Genomic DNA, 15,118 nt, shown 5'->3' with positions numbered 1-15,118 from the left:
AAATTCTCTAAAAGTGTAGCTTCAAAATATCATGAGTCTACCCCTGCTTTTACAAAAGATGGAAACACCATGTATTTTACCCGAAACAATTATCTTAACGGAAAAAAAGGTAAAAATTCAGAACAAACCATTCTTTTAAAAATTTATAGAGCTAAAAAAGAAGGTGATAAATGGACAAACATTGAAGAACTCCCATTCAATAATAACAATTACAGTGTAGCACATCCCGCTTTAAGTGCTGATGAAAAAACGTTGTATTTTGCCTCTGATATGCCAGGAACTCTTGGTGTTTCTGATATTTTTAAAGTAAGTATTAATGCAGATGGTAGCTTTGGAACTCCTGTGAATTTAGGAAACAAAATCAATACTGAAGCTAGAGAAACATTCCCTTTTATCTCAAAGGATAACGAATTATACTTTGCCTCGGACGGACATCCTGGACTTGGCGGATTAGATGTATTTGTTACCGAATTGAAAGATGATGGAACTGTTGGAAGTATCAAAAACGTGGGAGAACCTGTAAATAGTTCTATGGATGATTTTGCTTTTATTATTGATACTAAATCGAAAAGAGGGTTTGTATCCTCTAACAGAAAAGAAGACAATTTAGGATACGATGATATTTACAAATTTTTAGAAACGGCTTCAATTCCTAAAGATTGTGAACAACAATTAAAAGGAATTATTGTAGATTTTGACTCTCAAGAACCTATTGTATCAGCAACTGTAACTTTATTTGACAATAGCGGAAATAAACTTAAAACCGTTACTTCTGACGCCAATGGAAAGTACGATTTTGGAACAGTAGAATGTGATACCAAATTAAAAATTAGAGTAGAAAAACCAAATTACAACACCAATGAGATAACCGCTATTATTCCAAACAAACCAGGAATCACAGAATCTAAAATCACCTTAGAACTAACAGAGAAACCTATGAAACCTGGTGACGATTTAAGAAAAGCTTTAGGTATTGATATAATTTACTTCGATTTGGACAAATCAAATATTCGACCAGATGCAGCGGTGGAATTAGCAAAAATCGTGGAAGTAATGAAACAATATCCAAACATGCACATCGATGTTCGTTCTCATACCGATTGTCGTCAAACCGCTAAATACAACGAAGCATTATCAGACAGAAGAGCTAAATCAACCATCGCATGGTTAGTAAAAAACGGCATCGCAAAAAATAGACTAACAGGTAAAGGTTACGGAGAATCACAACTAGTAAACGATTGTGGTTGCGAACCTACAAACCAATCTAACTGTAGCGAAGAACAACATCAAAAAAACAGAAGAAGTGAATTCATAATTGTTAAACTGTAATTTCTATTTGATAAAGAGAGGCTAGATACAAGCTATTCCATTAGTAGTTTGATTGGGGGCGCAATTTAATCGAAGCCTCTCTTTTAATAGTGAATATTTTTTTAAGAGAGGCTAGATATTTTTTTTGATTACAAAAAATCATAACTAATTAGGGGGTAGTTTTTATATCGATGCCTCTCTTTTAATTTAAAATTTAGGTTATAGTTTTCTATAATTTGATTTGGGGACAAAACTTTTGTAGTTTTAATGAGCTAGAGGTCTTTCTAGCTCATTTTTTTATAGTTATTAAAATAATTCTTAGCTTAATCTAATTGTAATTTATAATTTTGTTATAGAAACATAAATAATCAATTTGTTATATTCCTGAACACCAAAATTAAACACGATTTTATAAAAAACAAGTAGATTTTTGGCTCGGAAGCATAGTAAATATGTTCAAAATCTAATGATTACCGAATTCATAGCTTAGTGGTCATCATCAATAACAAATTTTGGTTTTGTAACAACATTATTGCCATCTTCAGAATATTGTGTAAATACTTTTCTACAACGTCAATTTCCATTAAGTGAATTTGACTTAACTCACTATCTAATTCCTCTAGATTCCAAAACGTTCCTCAGTCTTTTGGATAGGGTACTCGAGGAAAATCTATTTTTAAAACTCTTTGTGTTTTTCTCAATAACTTGGACTATGTAGTACTACATAAATGTAATCTAAAATAGAAAGTGTACTAATTTATAATTGTAGGTCGTAGCCTTCAGGTAGTTGTGCATAAACTCTAAACTTCTAAATCTGGAATATATTCAGCTCCAATAGCTTTTGCAGTTTTCTCCTCAATTTCTATGTAGAGATTAGGATTGCGAAATACTTCATCCATAAACTTTGTTGAGATATGACTTCTGGGTATAGATACAATAGAAATAAATAGTAACCTCCAAAAAATGGCTTTTATCTTTAATAAATTCTCATCCCTACAATATTTCAGAAATTTTTAATCAATTGTAATTTCTCAATATCTTTATTAGCAATACAACTATTTAATTTACTTAGTTAGACTTAATTAAGATACCCTATTATCTACCAAATCGGTTATATCTCACAAGGCTACATCAAGACATGTTTTGGTCATTTTTGGCCACTTAAATGTATTTAAATCACCCACAAAATTATTGATTAGTCTAATGATAAAATTACTATTTTATTAAGTAAAAGTTTTAAATCCTCTTTAAATAAGTTCAATTCACCTCCACTCTGCTCCACAAAAAAACCTGTAAAGTATTAATTTTACAGGTTTTTTTATTTCCAATAACTAAAATTTAACCTTCTATTTATCAAAACAACTTATCAACAAAAATACATTATAATTTGTTGATTACTATTTATTCAAACAAGACTAAAAAGTCTTTTTAATATTTAAATTTGTTCCATACCACAATAAAAATTCTGCATTATGGACAAATTTGTAATCAAACGAAATGGCACGTATTTACCCTTTGAACCTTTCAAAATAGAAGAAGCCATTACAAAAGCTTTTGCCAGTGTAAGCGAAACTTTAAATCTAAAAGTAATTGAAACCGTGTTCCAATTGTTATCGCACGAAGACACTTGGGCAGTAGAAGATATCCAAGATAAAATTGAAAAAACGCTTTTCGAATATGGTCATTATGAAGTGATGCGTTCTTTCATGTTGTTCCGTCACACCCGAAAACTGCAGCGCGAACACGTTTTAGGATTAAATGATGACACCACTTATGTCGACAGCACCCAAACCATAGAAGAATACACTAACCAAACGGATTGGCGCATCAATGCCAACGCTAATACTTCATATTCTAATGCAGGTTTAGTAAATAATGTCGCGGGAAAAATCATTGCAAATTATTGGTTAGACAAAGTCTATTCGAAAGAAGAAGGCTACGCACATCGTAATGGCGATATTCACATTCACGACTTAGATTGCTTAACGGGTTATTGTGCCGGTTGGAGTTTACGTGTTTTATTGAATGAAGGTTTTAACGGCGTTCGTGGTCGAGTGGAAAGTCGTCCTCCGAATCATTTTAGAGAAGCATTAGGACAGATGGCGAATTTTCTTGGAATTTTACAAAGCGAATGGGCCGGTGCTCAAGCTTTTAGTTCGTTTGACACCTATTTAGCTCCTTATGTTTTCAAAGATAATTTATCGTATGAAGATGTTTTAAAAGCGATTCGAAGTTTTGTTTACAATTTGAATGTGCCTGCACGATGGGGACAATCGCCGTTTACGAATATTACTTTAGATTGGGTGGTTCCTGACGACTTAAAAGAGCAAATCCCAACACGAAACGAACAGCATCTTTTCAAGGGAATTACTTCAGAAGATTTTATAAAAAGAGCCAAAGAAAGAGGCGTTTCAGACATTACCGAAATGCGTTACGAACATTTTCAAAAAGAAATGAATCTCATCAACAAAGCCTATTATACGGTTATGACCGAAGGTGATGCGCATGGACAACCGTTCACCTTCCCTATTCCAACGGTTAATATTACCGAAGAGTTTGATTGGTACGGAGAAAACACCGATATTCTTTTCGAAAATACCGCGAAAATTGGTTCGTCTTATTTCCAAAATTTCATTGGTAGTCAATACACTTATGATGAAAACGGCAATAAAGTTGAAAATCCAAATGCTTACAAACCGAATGCCGTACGAAGTATGTGCTGCCGTTTACAACTCGATTTACGCGAATTATTAAAAAGAGGAAATGGTTTATTCGGAAGTGCGGAAATGACAGGAAGTATCGGCGTGGTGACTATCAACATGGCTCGATTAGGTTACTTAAACAAAGGTAATAAAGCCAAATTATATTCCGATTTAGATCGTTTGTTAGAAATTTCGAAAGCGACATTAGAGAAAAAACGCGTTTTTATTCAGGAAATGTACGATAGAGGATTGTTTCCCTATACCAAACGTTATTTGCCTCATTTCAGAAATCACTTTTCAACAATTGGTGTGAACGGAATTAACGAAATGATTCAAAATTTCACCAATGGAAAAGAAGATATTGTTTCTGACTACGGAATGGCATTCGCAACTGAAATTTTGGAACACATTCGAACCAAAATGAGAGCTTATCAAGAAGAAACAGGCAATTTATACAACTTAGAAGCCACTCCGGCAGAAGGAACTACTTATCGTTTTGCTAAAGAAGACAAGAAACGATATTCCGACATAATTCAAGCGGGTGAAGGTGAAAATATTTACTATACAAACAGTTCACAATTACCAGTTGATTACACCGAAGATCCGTTTGAAGCTCTGCTATTACAAGACAATTTACAATGTCAGTACACTGGAGGAACGGTTCTACACTTGTATATGAACGAAAAACTAAGTTCGGTAGAAGCGTGTCGTAATTTCATTAAAAAAGTAATTACGAATTTCAAATTACCTTACATCACGGTGACTCCAGTTTTCAGCGTTTGTCCGAAACACGGTTATTTGAATGGCGAACACGAATATTGTCCTAAATGCGATGAAGAATTATTAGCAACCTTAAATACAACATCTTATGCAAACACAAACCACTGAAGCCTTGCTTCAACACAATGAAAAAAGAACCAAATGTTTGGTTTATACACGAGTAATGGGCTATCACAGACCCGTAGAAAGTTTTAATATTGGAAAAAAAGGTGAACACAAACAACGAACCCACTTTAGAGAATGTAAATCTTGATTTTCTGAACAAAAAAGCCATTCATAGTTTTACACCCTTCACACTTTTAGATTATCCCGATAAATCGGCTTGTATCCTATGGTTTGCGGGGTGTAATATGAAGTGTGATTATTGTTACAATCCCGAAATAGTTTTCGGAAAAGGGGCTTTTTACTTTTCCGAAATCATTTCGTTTTTAAAATCGAGAAGAAATTTGTTGGATGCCGTAGTTTTTAGCGGTGGCGAATGTTTGATACATAAAGACATTATCCCATTCATAAAATTAGTGAAAAGTTTAGGATTTTTAATAAAAATAGACACCAATGGAAGTCAGCCCAAAGTACTAGAAAAACTAATAGAAGAAAATTTCATCGATTATGTGGCTTTGGATTTTAAAGGTCCGAAAGAGAAGTTTTTTGCGATTACAAAATCGGATTTTTATGTTCAATTTCTAAGTTGTTTTGAATTGCTTCAAGCAAGTTCCATTCCATTTGAAATCCGAACTACTTATCATTCCTCTTTATTGAATCCAGAGGATATTGTTGCTATGCAAGACGTTTTATTAGAATTAGGTTATGATAAAAACTATTACATTCAAAATTTCAGAAATTATCAAAACACGATTGCACCACTACCCGATTCGCAATCCATTTCGGAAAAGGATATCCATCAGAATATGACTAAAATCATATTTCGATGATTTAAAATCCCTAACTTTGTGTAAATTTTATCTATGTTTTCAAAAACCTGTGAATATGCCATACGAGCTACCATTTACATTGCCTCAGAATCGTCTGCTGGCAAGCGTTGCGGTATTAGAGACATTGCCAGAAAAATTGAATCACCAGAACCTTTTACAGCTAAGATTTTACAACGTTTGGTAAAAGCCGACATCATAAAATCGATTAAAGGAAATGGCGGTGGTTTTGAAATCGAAAAGGTACAATTGAAACACATTAAGTTAGAACAGCTCGTAAAAGCTATCGACGGAAATGACTTATTTGACCGATGCAGTTTAGGACTTCATGATTGTTCCGACAAACAACCGTGTCCCTTTCATCATAAGTACAAGCCATTACGTGAAAATTTGAAGAAAACGCTGAAAGAAACTTCTCTTTTGGATTTAATTAGTGAATTCAACACCGGAGAGACTTTCCTTAAGCTTTAAAAAATTTAATTAAATAAAAGATAAAAATATCCTCTAATGAAAACAACTTCGGATTTAAAAGAGAAAATTCTTGAATTGAAGAAAAGAAAAAATGCGGTAATTCTGGCGCATTATTATCAAGAAGAAGCCATTCAAGAAATTGCTGATTTTGTGGGTGATAGTTTAGAATTATCGAGAAAAGCATCGCAAGTTGATGCGGATATTATCGTTTTTGCTGGCGTTTATTTCATGGCAGAAACGGCTAAAATTGTCAATCCAAATAAAAAAGTAATCGTTCCCGATGTAAAAGCAGGTTGTTCCCTTGCCGATGGTTGTCCGCCAGATGAATTCAAGAATTTCTTAGAAAAATATCCGAATCATACCGTTGTTACTTACATCAATTGCACAGCCGAAGTTAAAACCTTAACCGATATTGTTTGTACTTCTTCCAATGCTAAAAAAGTGATTGCATCCATTCCAGAAGACCAACCTATTGTGTTTGCTCCCGATAAAAATTTAGGAAAATATTTAATTGCTGAAACAGGTCGTGATATGGTTTTATGGGAAGGTTCTTGCATTGTTCACGAAGCGTTTTCTTTAGAAAAATTAATCGATTTATATAAAAAGCATCCTACCGCTACCATCATCGCACATCCTGAATCGGAAACGCATATTTTGAAAGTAGCACATTACATAGGTTCGACTTCAGGCATGTTGAATCATGTAAAAAACAGTCCAAACGACACTTTTATCGTAGCCACAGAAGCGGGAATTTTACACCAAATGCAATTGGATAATCCAACCAAAACATTAATCCCAGCACCTTCAAAAGAAGACAATACTTGCGCGTGCAGCGAGTGTGCGTTTATGAAAGTCAACACTTTAGAAAAACTCTATCAATGTTTACAAGATGAAAGTCCAGAAGTGCATTTGGACAACGAAATCATCGAAAAAGCTTTACTTCCAATTCAAAGAATGTTAGCGCTAAACTAAAACATCATGCAAAATTTAGAAACCGATATACTCATAGTAGGCACAGGATTAGCGGGATTATCTCTTGCGAAATATCTCAGTGAACAAAATCCGAACCTACAAATTACCTTACTTAGCAAAACTTCCATTGACGAGTGCAATACCTATTACGCTCAAGGCGGAATTGCCGTTGTACACGATTTTATCAAAGACAGTTACCAACAACATATTCAAGACACTTTACTTGCTGGAAAAGGCATTTGCGATAAAAAAGTAGTCGAACACGTAATTACAGAAGCTCCTGCCCGATTACAAGAATTGATTCAATGGGGCGTGGAATTAGATAAGAATAATTCAGGCGAATTGGATTTAGGATTAGAAGGCGGTCACTCCCAAAACCGAATTGTACACCACAAAGACAAAACTGGTTTAGAAATTGAAACCAAGTTGATTCAAGTCGTTCAGAATTTACCGAATATTACCATCAAAACTTCCTTTTTTGCCACAGATGTATTACTAGACAATCAAAAATGCATCGGAATCATTGGATTTGATGAAAAAAGCGAAGTGACATCCATCGTAGCAAAAGCAACCGTTTTAGCTACTGGAGGTTCTGGGCAAGTGTTTGGTGTGACTTCAAATCCGTTTGTTTCTACGGGTGATGGTGTAGCAATGGCATATCGAGCGGGCGCTAAATTGGATAAAATGAAATACATTCAATTTCATCCCACAGCACTTTACGAACCTAATAAAAGTCAGGCTTTCTTAATTACTGAAGCCATTCGAGGATTTGGAGCTCATATTTTGAATCAAAAAATGGAGCGTTTTGTTTTTCAATATCATCCTGATGGCGAATTAGCGACACGAGATATTGTTTCGAAAGCCATTTCGGATCAAATGAAAAAAGAACATTCGCAACACGTTTGGCTGGATGTTACACATTTGCCGATAGACACATTTAAAACAAAATTTCCAAAGGTTTACAACTATTGTTTTGAAAATGGCATTGATGTTTCAAAAGATTTAATTCCGATAACTCCGGCAGCGCATTATCAATGTGGCGGAATTGTCGTGGATGAAACGGGAGCAACTTCTATCAAACAATTGTTCGCTATAGGAGAATGTTCGCACACCGGACTTCATGGTGCCAATCGATTGGCTTCAAATTCATTATTAGAAGCGATTGTTTATGCGCATGATTTAGCGAATCATTTGATTTCATCAATAGATGCGATTAAATTGAATAAATCTGAAATTACGCCAATTCGTTATAAAAACATTCATCACGACCAGATTTTGCAATTCAAAAACCAACTACAACATTTCATGAAATACGATGCTTTGTACACTTCGGGAAAAAATACTGAAAAAGTATATGAAATGGTTACCGAAATGAGCAAACGCTTCAAAATGAAGTTCAAAAATTATGATTCGCATCCGTTTTTATGTGAAACTTATAATTTGATTCAAACCGCAGAAATTATTTTAAAAGATTGTTTACCCAAAAGATACCGAGTAAAATCGGTTAAAAAAGAAAAAACTATTTCGTAATGCTGAACTTATTTGTCCATCCAAAACGCATTTTTTTGGTGCTTTTCGTTTGTTTTCTAGCGTTTAGCATTTGGATTTATGCCATTCCGCTTTTTAGCCCAACCCCCTATTCTAAAAAAGAACTTCATTTAGTAGCCGAAGGTCGATTGGTTTGGCAGAAAAACAACTGCCATACGTGTCATCAATTATATGGTTTAGGCGGTTATTTGGGTCCGGATTTAACAAATTTGTATTCTAGAACTGCTAACAATGAAGCGTATATTAAAGGTATTATAAAATCGGGAGTAAAACAAATGCCTGCTTTTGAAATTTCTGATGACGAAATGAATGGCCTTTTACACTTCTTAAAAAATGTAGATGCCACAGGAACATCAAATCCGCAAGATTACCAACCTGAAATAATAGGAACTTTTAGTTTAGAAAAGAAATGAAGAATTTTGGAATTTGGCTCATCAGAATAGCCCTAGTGCTGTTTGTATTAGGTTTGTTTTTTGGACATTTAGCTTCCGAAAGTTATCGTATTACCCAACCAAAATCAGGTGTTATGGGATTTTTATCGCTTCGTCCGCTTCATGTGAGTAGCGCTTATTTGGGGATTATAACTGCAGGATTAGGTTTTCTGACTTTAATTATTGCGAAAATGAAAACCACACGTTTTGGTACTTTTTTACAATATTTTCATTTTTCACTTTGGGTAATTGCTTTACTTGGAATTTTCTACAGCTATTTTACAGGTGATTTTGGCGGAAGAGAATATTGGGAATTCAATCCTGTTTGGGCTTTACCGATTTTTCTCTCTTTTATTATTTTCTTAGTTTTCTATCTGCATCAAATTGGATTTTCTGTAAAATGGCCTGTGTATTATTGGATGTGGCTTACTGGAATTATCTTCTTTATTTTCACTTTCATCGAAAACTATTTGTGGATTTTTCCTTATTTCAGACAACATTTTATTGCCGATATGACGATTCAGTGGAAAGTAAATGGTTCGCTCGTGGGAGCTATTAATCAAATCATTTATGGTGTTGCTTTTTATTTGATGGAAAAAATAAGTGGAGATGAAAAATCGTCCTATCAAAAACTGTCTTTTGCGATGTATTTTCTAGGAATGTTTAATTTGATGTTCAATTGGGGACATCATATTTACTTACTTCCAACAGAAAAATACATTCATTACATTGCTTATGCGGTGAGCATGACCGAATGGATTATTTTAATTCGTATTTTCTACAAATGGAGTCAACAAATCAAAGAAAACAAACAATTTTACTACTTTTTCCCTTATCGCTTTTTAATGGCTTCTGATTATTGGGTAACGCTAAACTTAACCCTCGCCTTATTCATGTCGATTCCAGCCATCAACTTATACACGCACGGAACGCATATCACGGTGGCGCATGCGATGGGAACTACTATCGGTATCAATACGATGATTATTTTGGCTGGTGTTTTTTACTTTATTAAACCTACTTTCAACTCAGTAAAATGGCGATTGTATGGAAGCATTGCGTTTTGGATGGTACAAGTTACCTTATTACTTTTTCTAATTTCCTTAATTGGAATGGGCGTTCAACGCGCGATTTGGCAAGCTGGATTAACTTCGGAAAGCTTCAGTAAAATGAGTAGTTCTAGTGGAAATTGGGTTTTACTTTTCATCATTTTTGGAACGATTTTAATGTTCAGTATGGCGAGTTTTTTCATATATCTGTTTATTCAATCTTGGAAGAAAAATGAATTAAAGATTGAGGAATAAATTTATCCTAAAAAATAGGATGATAAAAATCAGGTAAAATATCATAATTCCATTGTATATTTGACCCTTAATACTTTCAAATTTATCATTGCTTATGTTTTCAAAATCATGCAATTATGCTATAAAAGCTACCATATTTATTGCCAAACATTCCTTAGAAGAAAAAAAGGTAGGTTTTGTTGATATCGCTAAAGAAATCGATTCGCCACAAGCGTTTACAGCTAAAATTTTACAAATACTTGTAAAAGCTGGGATTATCGAATCGGTAAAAGGGGTAAATGGTGGATTTTATATTCCGATAAAAAGAATTAAAAAGACTTTCTTAGTTGAAATTGTAGATGCCATTGATGGCGATGCCGTTTTCCATGGTTGTGGATTAGGATTATCGCAATGTTCTGAAACACATCCTTGTCCAGTGCATGATAAATTTAAAAGTATTCGTAATGAACTAGCGCATATGCTAGAAACCACGAATTTAGAAGAATTAGCTTTGGGAATTAAGTCAGGAGAAACTTTCTTGAAATCGCTATAAAACCAATTCTTCTAATTTGTAGTATTTTTAAAACTGAAACATCAAATTAATAAAGATATTTCGTCCCATTCTTGGAAGATTTTTCCAATCGGTATAAGTAGTATAATTGGCATCGAACATGTTTTCAACACCCATATTTAGCATCATTTTTGATTTCTCAAAAGTGAATTTATATCCAAAATTGGCATTTACAATCGCATAATCTGGTGTTTTGTCTTCTCCATAAAAAGCATTGTATTGAGTTTGTGTAGCATTTCCTTTTAGTTGTAATTCCGAACTGAATTTTCCTGGTCTAAATCCGACAGAAGTCATGTAATTAAACGGACTCATAAAAGGCAAACCGTTATTCTCATTGTCTTTTCCTAAGTTATATACGAATTGTCCTTTCCAAATCCAGAAATCTGATAATTGATAACTTACCGTAAAATCGGAAGATAAAATAGTCGCATAATCTAAAGCGGTATACACTTTTATTCCATTAGCACCAATAGTCATAGGCGCTACCGAAGCATCAGGAATTCCGATGATATAATCGTAAATGTGAAAATACGATGCTGATATTTTGGTTTGCCATTTCGAATTTTTGAATCCAATATTAGCATTTCCTTCTAATGATTTCTCGTTTTTTAAATTGGGATTCCCGATGTAATCAAATCCGTCAAAACTGTTGAACAAATAAAAACCATAACCTTCTGAAACTGATGGAGCGCGTTCGCCATACCCCATTCCGAATCCATACGAAATTCCGTCCTTGTTATAGAAATAATTAGTGGAAAAACTTTTTAGGAATCGAGATTTTGAAGCTTCCATTTCTGGATAGAAAATCTGTAAACTTTGCAAACCGAAATCACTCGCAACATTGTTATTATGAAAACCTAAATTCGTATTGACTTTTACATTAGAATGACAGTTGATTTCGAAATTATCTTCCAAATAAATTCCAGTGTACAAGGTACGAACATCAGGCCAAGTGTACATAAACATTAAGTTTTCGTTTGGATCAGACGGATACATCGTCATTTCGGCAACGGAACGATTGTAAAACGAATTCAAATTGGCTAAAAATTGATGTTTTTTGTATTTCCCGTTTACTTTGGAATAAAAACCAAAGGTATCACTCCAACCTGGCATGTCCATGTGAATAGGAACATCAGGGCGTTTGGTGTCGTCCATGGTGTGCGTAATCGTATTGAAATAGAGTTTGGTTTCCCAATTATCGATTGAATCAAAACTTGGTTTGTAATTGAATTTTATCGAAGTAATCAAAGCTTCCGCCAAAGAAACATCCATCGGTAATGCAGGATATCCAACATCGGTAGCTCTATCAAAAATTACTGAAGCTTCAATGTTTTTATTAGGCGTCAATCGGTAACCCGAAGTTGCGGAAAGATTCAATTTTCTGAACTGTGAAAACCGAATTTCTTTATCATTTCCTGCTTTATAATTTTCGGCATCTCGAAACATTACATCGGTATCCACATAAAATAAACTATCAGCATAATTGATGGCAGAACCTATGATTTTCTGACGATTATTCGTTTCATAACCTGAATTCACGAAGAATTCCCAACCCGCATTGGTAAATTGACGTTGGCTTCTTTTTAAATCAATCGAACCACCAATTGTATTTCCATGACAACTGCCTTGTTGTCCAGAAGAAATGGTAGCTTCTGACAAATTTGATACTTCAACATAGGAAGTTACTGGATCCATTTTATCGGTACAAGCACCAAAGATTCGCATTCCGTCGATGGTAACAACGGTTCGCTCGGTTGCCATTCCGTTGATGATGGGTTCCCAAGCATAAGCACCTCTTTTGATTAAATCTACTTTAGTTGATTTTTGAAGAAATTCGTCTAAAGTAGCAAGTGTTTTGGTTTGTTTTTCGTGCAAAGCTGCTTTTGTACCCACTACCAAAACTTCTTTAAGTTCTTTGGTTTTAAGAGAATCCGCTTCTTGACTAAAAGTAAAACAAAACGAAAGTGACAGAAAAAATACTATTAATTTTTTCATGATATAAAAGTTTTAAAAAAGGTCGTTATGACACTATAATGACCTTTTTTATAAGTAAAAATTAAAATTCGATTTCGAAGAAAATACTACTAGCAATAACTGTTTCTGTGATTTCTTCTCCTTTTAAGATAGTTCCTTCAGCGTTAGCTAATTGTAAGTTGATTTTCCAATAACCTGTCATAGTTAACGATAATTTCCCATCGTATAATCCACCTGCTAAAGTTTGAGTCGCATGAACGTTATTTGGAGAGGTATGATTTCCCATACTTGGCATTCTTGGGTCGATTTTTACGGTATAACCATCAACAACTGGGAACGTCATCATGTTTTGCATTTTCCAAACACCAACTTTCATATCGTTAACCGCTACTTTTGGATGATGAGGCTCAATGTAAGCCAATAAATACTTAACACCATCTGAACCTGTAAATGTATTTACTTTACGTTTTGCAGAAGCAGGCACGTCAATTACATCTGTAACTGTATAATCTACACCATTTATAGTGTAATCGATTTTTAAATCCCAGTATTCGGTTTCATTTTGAGCCATTTGAAACATGATATAGCCTTTGTATAAAGTTCCGTTTTCAGTTACTTTTTCTACTGCAGAATAGGGACATGAATGCGTCATCATAGTCATATGCATTAGTGGAGCCCAACTCACTTCTGCATTTTTTATATAATTATTGGTTGCGTTTTCTTTGATTCGTAGGCTAATTTCATTGTATCCTTGTTCTAGACTTCCCATATGAGAATACAATTCAATTGTATGTGTATCGTTAGTGATTTCTTTAAATTTAGTAATTCCTTCTAATTCATTTACAGCAGTTTCATCATCGTTTGAACAAGACACGAAAGTTAAGGCCATAGCAAAAATGGCTACAATATATTTTATTGAAATTTTCATTATATTTTTTTAATTAAAGTGATTGTAATTGCATCTGAAATGTGATTTTCAGAGAAATTATGATATAAGTTGAGTGGGTTAATTCAGTAAATGAACTAACAAAAACCAATATTTAATTAAGAAATAAATGTGGGTGGATGAAAGAAGGCACAATCATTCAAGTGAAAGTAAAGGTTAGAATAATTGTTACCAATAGAAGTTTTATTTAAAAAATAAATTTGTCTAATTTCTATAGGTTGAATTTCCTGAAAAAATACAATTTCAGTTTGTTCGAAAGATATCTTTTTTTCAGAAGAATTTTCAGAACTGCTTTCGGAAGCTTTTGCCAATTGTTTTGCCAAGTGACACTTACCGTTACATTTTAATTCGGGTTTGGATTTGTTCTCACAAAGGTTAGTTACAATGTAATCATAATTCACGGCATACTCTAAAACCGGAAGTATTGGCTTCAGGAACATTAACGCGGTTAATATGATTAGTAATTGTTTCATAGGACAAATTTACACCAAATAAATTATGGTTTAATATGATTTCAGTCATATTTTTATTACTTTTATTGAAATTAATTTGTGCTTTTCTAAAATAACTGAAACCTATAACATAACCCCCTTATGCAGATAGATTTAGATTTATTATTTACTTGGGGCGCTATTGCCAAGGAGTACAAGAAAAATGAAATCATTTTTCACGAGGAAGAATCTGCGAATTTTTATTATCAAATTATTGAAGGTTGTGTTAGAATGTACAATTCTAATGACGAAGGAAAAGAATTTACTCAAGGCTATTTTAAAAATGGTCAGAGCTTTGGAGAACCACCTTTGTTTATTGATGAACTGTATCCTTCGACTGCCGTAGCCTTTAAAGATTCGAAAATAATAAAAATTTCGAAGGAGAAGTTTTTGAAAATTTTAGAAGAATATCCTTTTATTCAGAAACAATTCTTGAATTTAATGGCGACTCGAATTCACACCAAAGCAAAAACTACAAAAGACATTGTAAATCAAAAACCGGAGTTTCGAATTTTAGCTTTTTTAAATGCCCACAAAAACCCCGATTGTCCTAAAAAAGAATTGGTAGAATTTACAAGACAAGAAATTGCCAACTTTACAGGTTTACGTGTGGAAACGGTGATTCGAGAACTTTCAAGAATGAGCAAAACGAATAAAGTGGAAATTATTAATCACAAATTATATTACTGATGTCGTTTAAAACAACTTTTTG

Annotated in this window: 14 protein-coding genes; 11 read left to right on the top strand and 3 right to left on the bottom strand. The window is 33.7% G+C overall.

Going from position 1 to position 15,118, the window contains the following annotated elements; translation table 11 throughout:
- From B0I03_RS09940 to B0I03_RS09895, 10 genes are all read left to right on the top strand, one after another.
- On the top strand, nt 1-1,329 hold a 1,329-nt coding region (locus tag B0I03_RS09940; RefSeq protein WP_111567275.1), incomplete at its 5' end, for an OmpA family protein.
- 1,451 nt (nt 1,330-2,780) lie between these two features.
- On the top strand, nt 2,781-4,898 hold the full coding sequence (locus B0I03_RS09935; protein ID WP_111567274.1) for a ribonucleoside triphosphate reductase: 2,118 nt from the start codon (nt 2,781-2,783) through the stop codon (nt 4,896-4,898).
- A complete protein-coding gene (gene nrdD / locus B0I03_RS13325) occupies nt 4,879-5,043 on the top strand; it encodes an anaerobic ribonucleoside-triphosphate reductase (protein ID WP_111567273.1) in 165 nt (54 codons plus the stop codon). The genes B0I03_RS09935 and nrdD overlap by 20 nt, the downstream gene beginning before the upstream one ends.
- Nucleotides 5,000-5,722, top strand: coding sequence for an anaerobic ribonucleoside-triphosphate reductase activating protein (locus tag B0I03_RS09925; RefSeq protein WP_245903006.1), 723 nt, complete (start codon nt 5,000-5,002; stop codon nt 5,720-5,722). Before nrdD ends, B0I03_RS09925 begins: the two co-directional genes overlap by 44 nt.
- A gap of 33 nt (nt 5,723-5,755) precedes the next feature.
- A complete protein-coding gene (locus tag B0I03_RS09920; RefSeq protein ID WP_111567272.1) occupies nt 5,756-6,190 on the top strand; it encodes an RrF2 family transcriptional regulator in 435 nt (144 codons plus the stop codon).
- 36 nt (nt 6,191-6,226) lie between these two features.
- Nucleotides 6,227-7,162, top strand: a complete 936-nt coding sequence (nadA, locus tag B0I03_RS09915; RefSeq protein WP_111567271.1) for a quinolinate synthase NadA — start codon at nt 6,227-6,229, stop codon at nt 7,160-7,162.
- 6 nt (nt 7,163-7,168) lie between these two features.
- Nucleotides 7,169-8,692, top strand: coding sequence for an L-aspartate oxidase (gene nadB, locus B0I03_RS09910; protein ID WP_111567270.1), 1,524 nt, complete (start codon nt 7,169-7,171; stop codon nt 8,690-8,692).
- Nucleotides 8,692-9,123: a c-type cytochrome gene (locus B0I03_RS09905; protein ID WP_111567269.1), complete on the top strand. Its 432-nt coding sequence runs from the start codon at nt 8,692-8,694 to the stop codon at nt 9,121-9,123. Before nadB ends, B0I03_RS09905 begins: the two co-directional genes overlap by 1 nt.
- Complete coding sequence (locus tag B0I03_RS09900; protein ID WP_111567268.1) at nt 9,120-10,445, top strand: cbb3-type cytochrome c oxidase subunit I; 1,326 nt, start codon at nt 9,120-9,122, stop codon at nt 10,443-10,445. Before B0I03_RS09905 ends, B0I03_RS09900 begins: the two co-directional genes overlap by 4 nt.
- Before the next feature lie 94 nt (nt 10,446-10,539).
- The gene (locus B0I03_RS09895) at nt 10,540-10,977 is read left to right on the top strand and encodes an RrF2 family transcriptional regulator (RefSeq protein WP_111567267.1); all 438 of its coding nucleotides are present in this window, start codon (nt 10,540-10,542) and stop codon (nt 10,975-10,977) included.
- A 27-nt stretch (nt 10,978-11,004) separates the two neighbouring features.
- On the opposite strand, the gene B0I03_RS09890 is transcribed toward B0I03_RS09895, so the two are convergent.
- The 3 genes from B0I03_RS09890 to B0I03_RS09880 form a co-directional block, all read right to left on the bottom strand.
- On the bottom strand, nt 11,005-12,990 hold the full coding sequence (locus B0I03_RS09890; protein WP_111567266.1) for a TonB-dependent receptor plug domain-containing protein: 1,986 nt from the start codon (nt 12,988-12,990) through the stop codon (nt 11,005-11,007).
- Nucleotides 12,991-13,051: 61 nt separating this feature from the next.
- Nucleotides 13,052-13,897: a hypothetical protein gene (locus B0I03_RS09885; RefSeq protein ID WP_111567265.1), complete on the bottom strand. Its 846-nt coding sequence runs from the start codon at nt 13,895-13,897 to the stop codon at nt 13,052-13,054.
- A 116-nt stretch (nt 13,898-14,013) separates the two neighbouring features.
- The gene (locus B0I03_RS09880; protein ID WP_111567264.1) at nt 14,014-14,388 is read right to left on the bottom strand and encodes a hypothetical protein; all 375 of its coding nucleotides are present in this window, start codon (nt 14,386-14,388) and stop codon (nt 14,014-14,016) included.
- A 120-nt stretch (nt 14,389-14,508) separates the two neighbouring features.
- On the opposite strand from B0I03_RS09880, the gene B0I03_RS09875 reads away from it, so the two are divergent.
- Nucleotides 14,509-15,096, top strand: a complete 588-nt coding sequence (locus B0I03_RS09875; protein WP_111567263.1) for a Crp/Fnr family transcriptional regulator — start codon at nt 14,509-14,511, stop codon at nt 15,094-15,096.
- Nucleotides 15,097-15,118 lie beyond the last annotated feature (22 nt).

The sequence above is a fragment of the Flavobacterium aquaticum genome (assembly GCF_003259835.1).
In the GTDB taxonomy this organism is placed as follows: domain Bacteria; phylum Bacteroidota; class Bacteroidia; order Flavobacteriales; family Flavobacteriaceae; genus Flavobacterium; species Flavobacterium aquaticum.
This window is presented reverse-complemented; position numbering and strand designations above follow the sequence as displayed.

Excerpts from the sequence above, each read along its gene's own strand:
- B0I03_RS09935 (WP_111567274.1), top strand. The coding sequence starts at position 2,781 with ATGGACAAATTTGTAATCAAACGAAATGGCACGTATTTACCCTTTGAA.
- nrdD (WP_111567273.1), top strand. The coding sequence starts at position 4,879 with ATGCAAACACAAACCACTGAAGCCTTGCTTCAACACAATGAAAAAAGA.
- B0I03_RS09920 (WP_111567272.1), top strand. The coding sequence starts at position 5,756 with ATGTTTTCAAAAACCTGTGAATATGCCATACGAGCTACCATTTACATT.
- nadA (WP_111567271.1), top strand. The coding sequence starts at position 6,227 with ATGAAAACAACTTCGGATTTAAAAGAGAAAATTCTTGAATTGAAGAAA.
- nadB (WP_111567270.1), top strand. The coding sequence starts at position 7,169 with ATGCAAAATTTAGAAACCGATATACTCATAGTAGGCACAGGATTAGCG.
- B0I03_RS09905 (WP_111567269.1), top strand. The coding sequence starts at position 8,692 with ATGCTGAACTTATTTGTCCATCCAAAACGCATTTTTTTGGTGCTTTTC.
- B0I03_RS09900 (WP_111567268.1), top strand. The coding sequence starts at position 9,120 with ATGAAGAATTTTGGAATTTGGCTCATCAGAATAGCCCTAGTGCTGTTT.
- B0I03_RS09895 (WP_111567267.1), top strand. The coding sequence starts at position 10,540 with ATGTTTTCAAAATCATGCAATTATGCTATAAAAGCTACCATATTTATT.
- B0I03_RS09890 (WP_111567266.1), bottom strand. The coding sequence starts at position 12,990 with ATGAAAAAATTAATAGTATTTTTTCTGTCACTTTCGTTTTGTTTTACT.
- B0I03_RS09885 (WP_111567265.1), bottom strand. The coding sequence starts at position 13,897 with ATGAAAATTTCAATAAAATATATTGTAGCCATTTTTGCTATGGCCTTA.
- B0I03_RS09880 (WP_111567264.1), bottom strand. The coding sequence starts at position 14,388 with ATGAAACAATTACTAATCATATTAACCGCGTTAATGTTCCTGAAGCCA.
- B0I03_RS09875 (WP_111567263.1), top strand. The coding sequence starts at position 14,509 with ATGCAGATAGATTTAGATTTATTATTTACTTGGGGCGCTATTGCCAAG.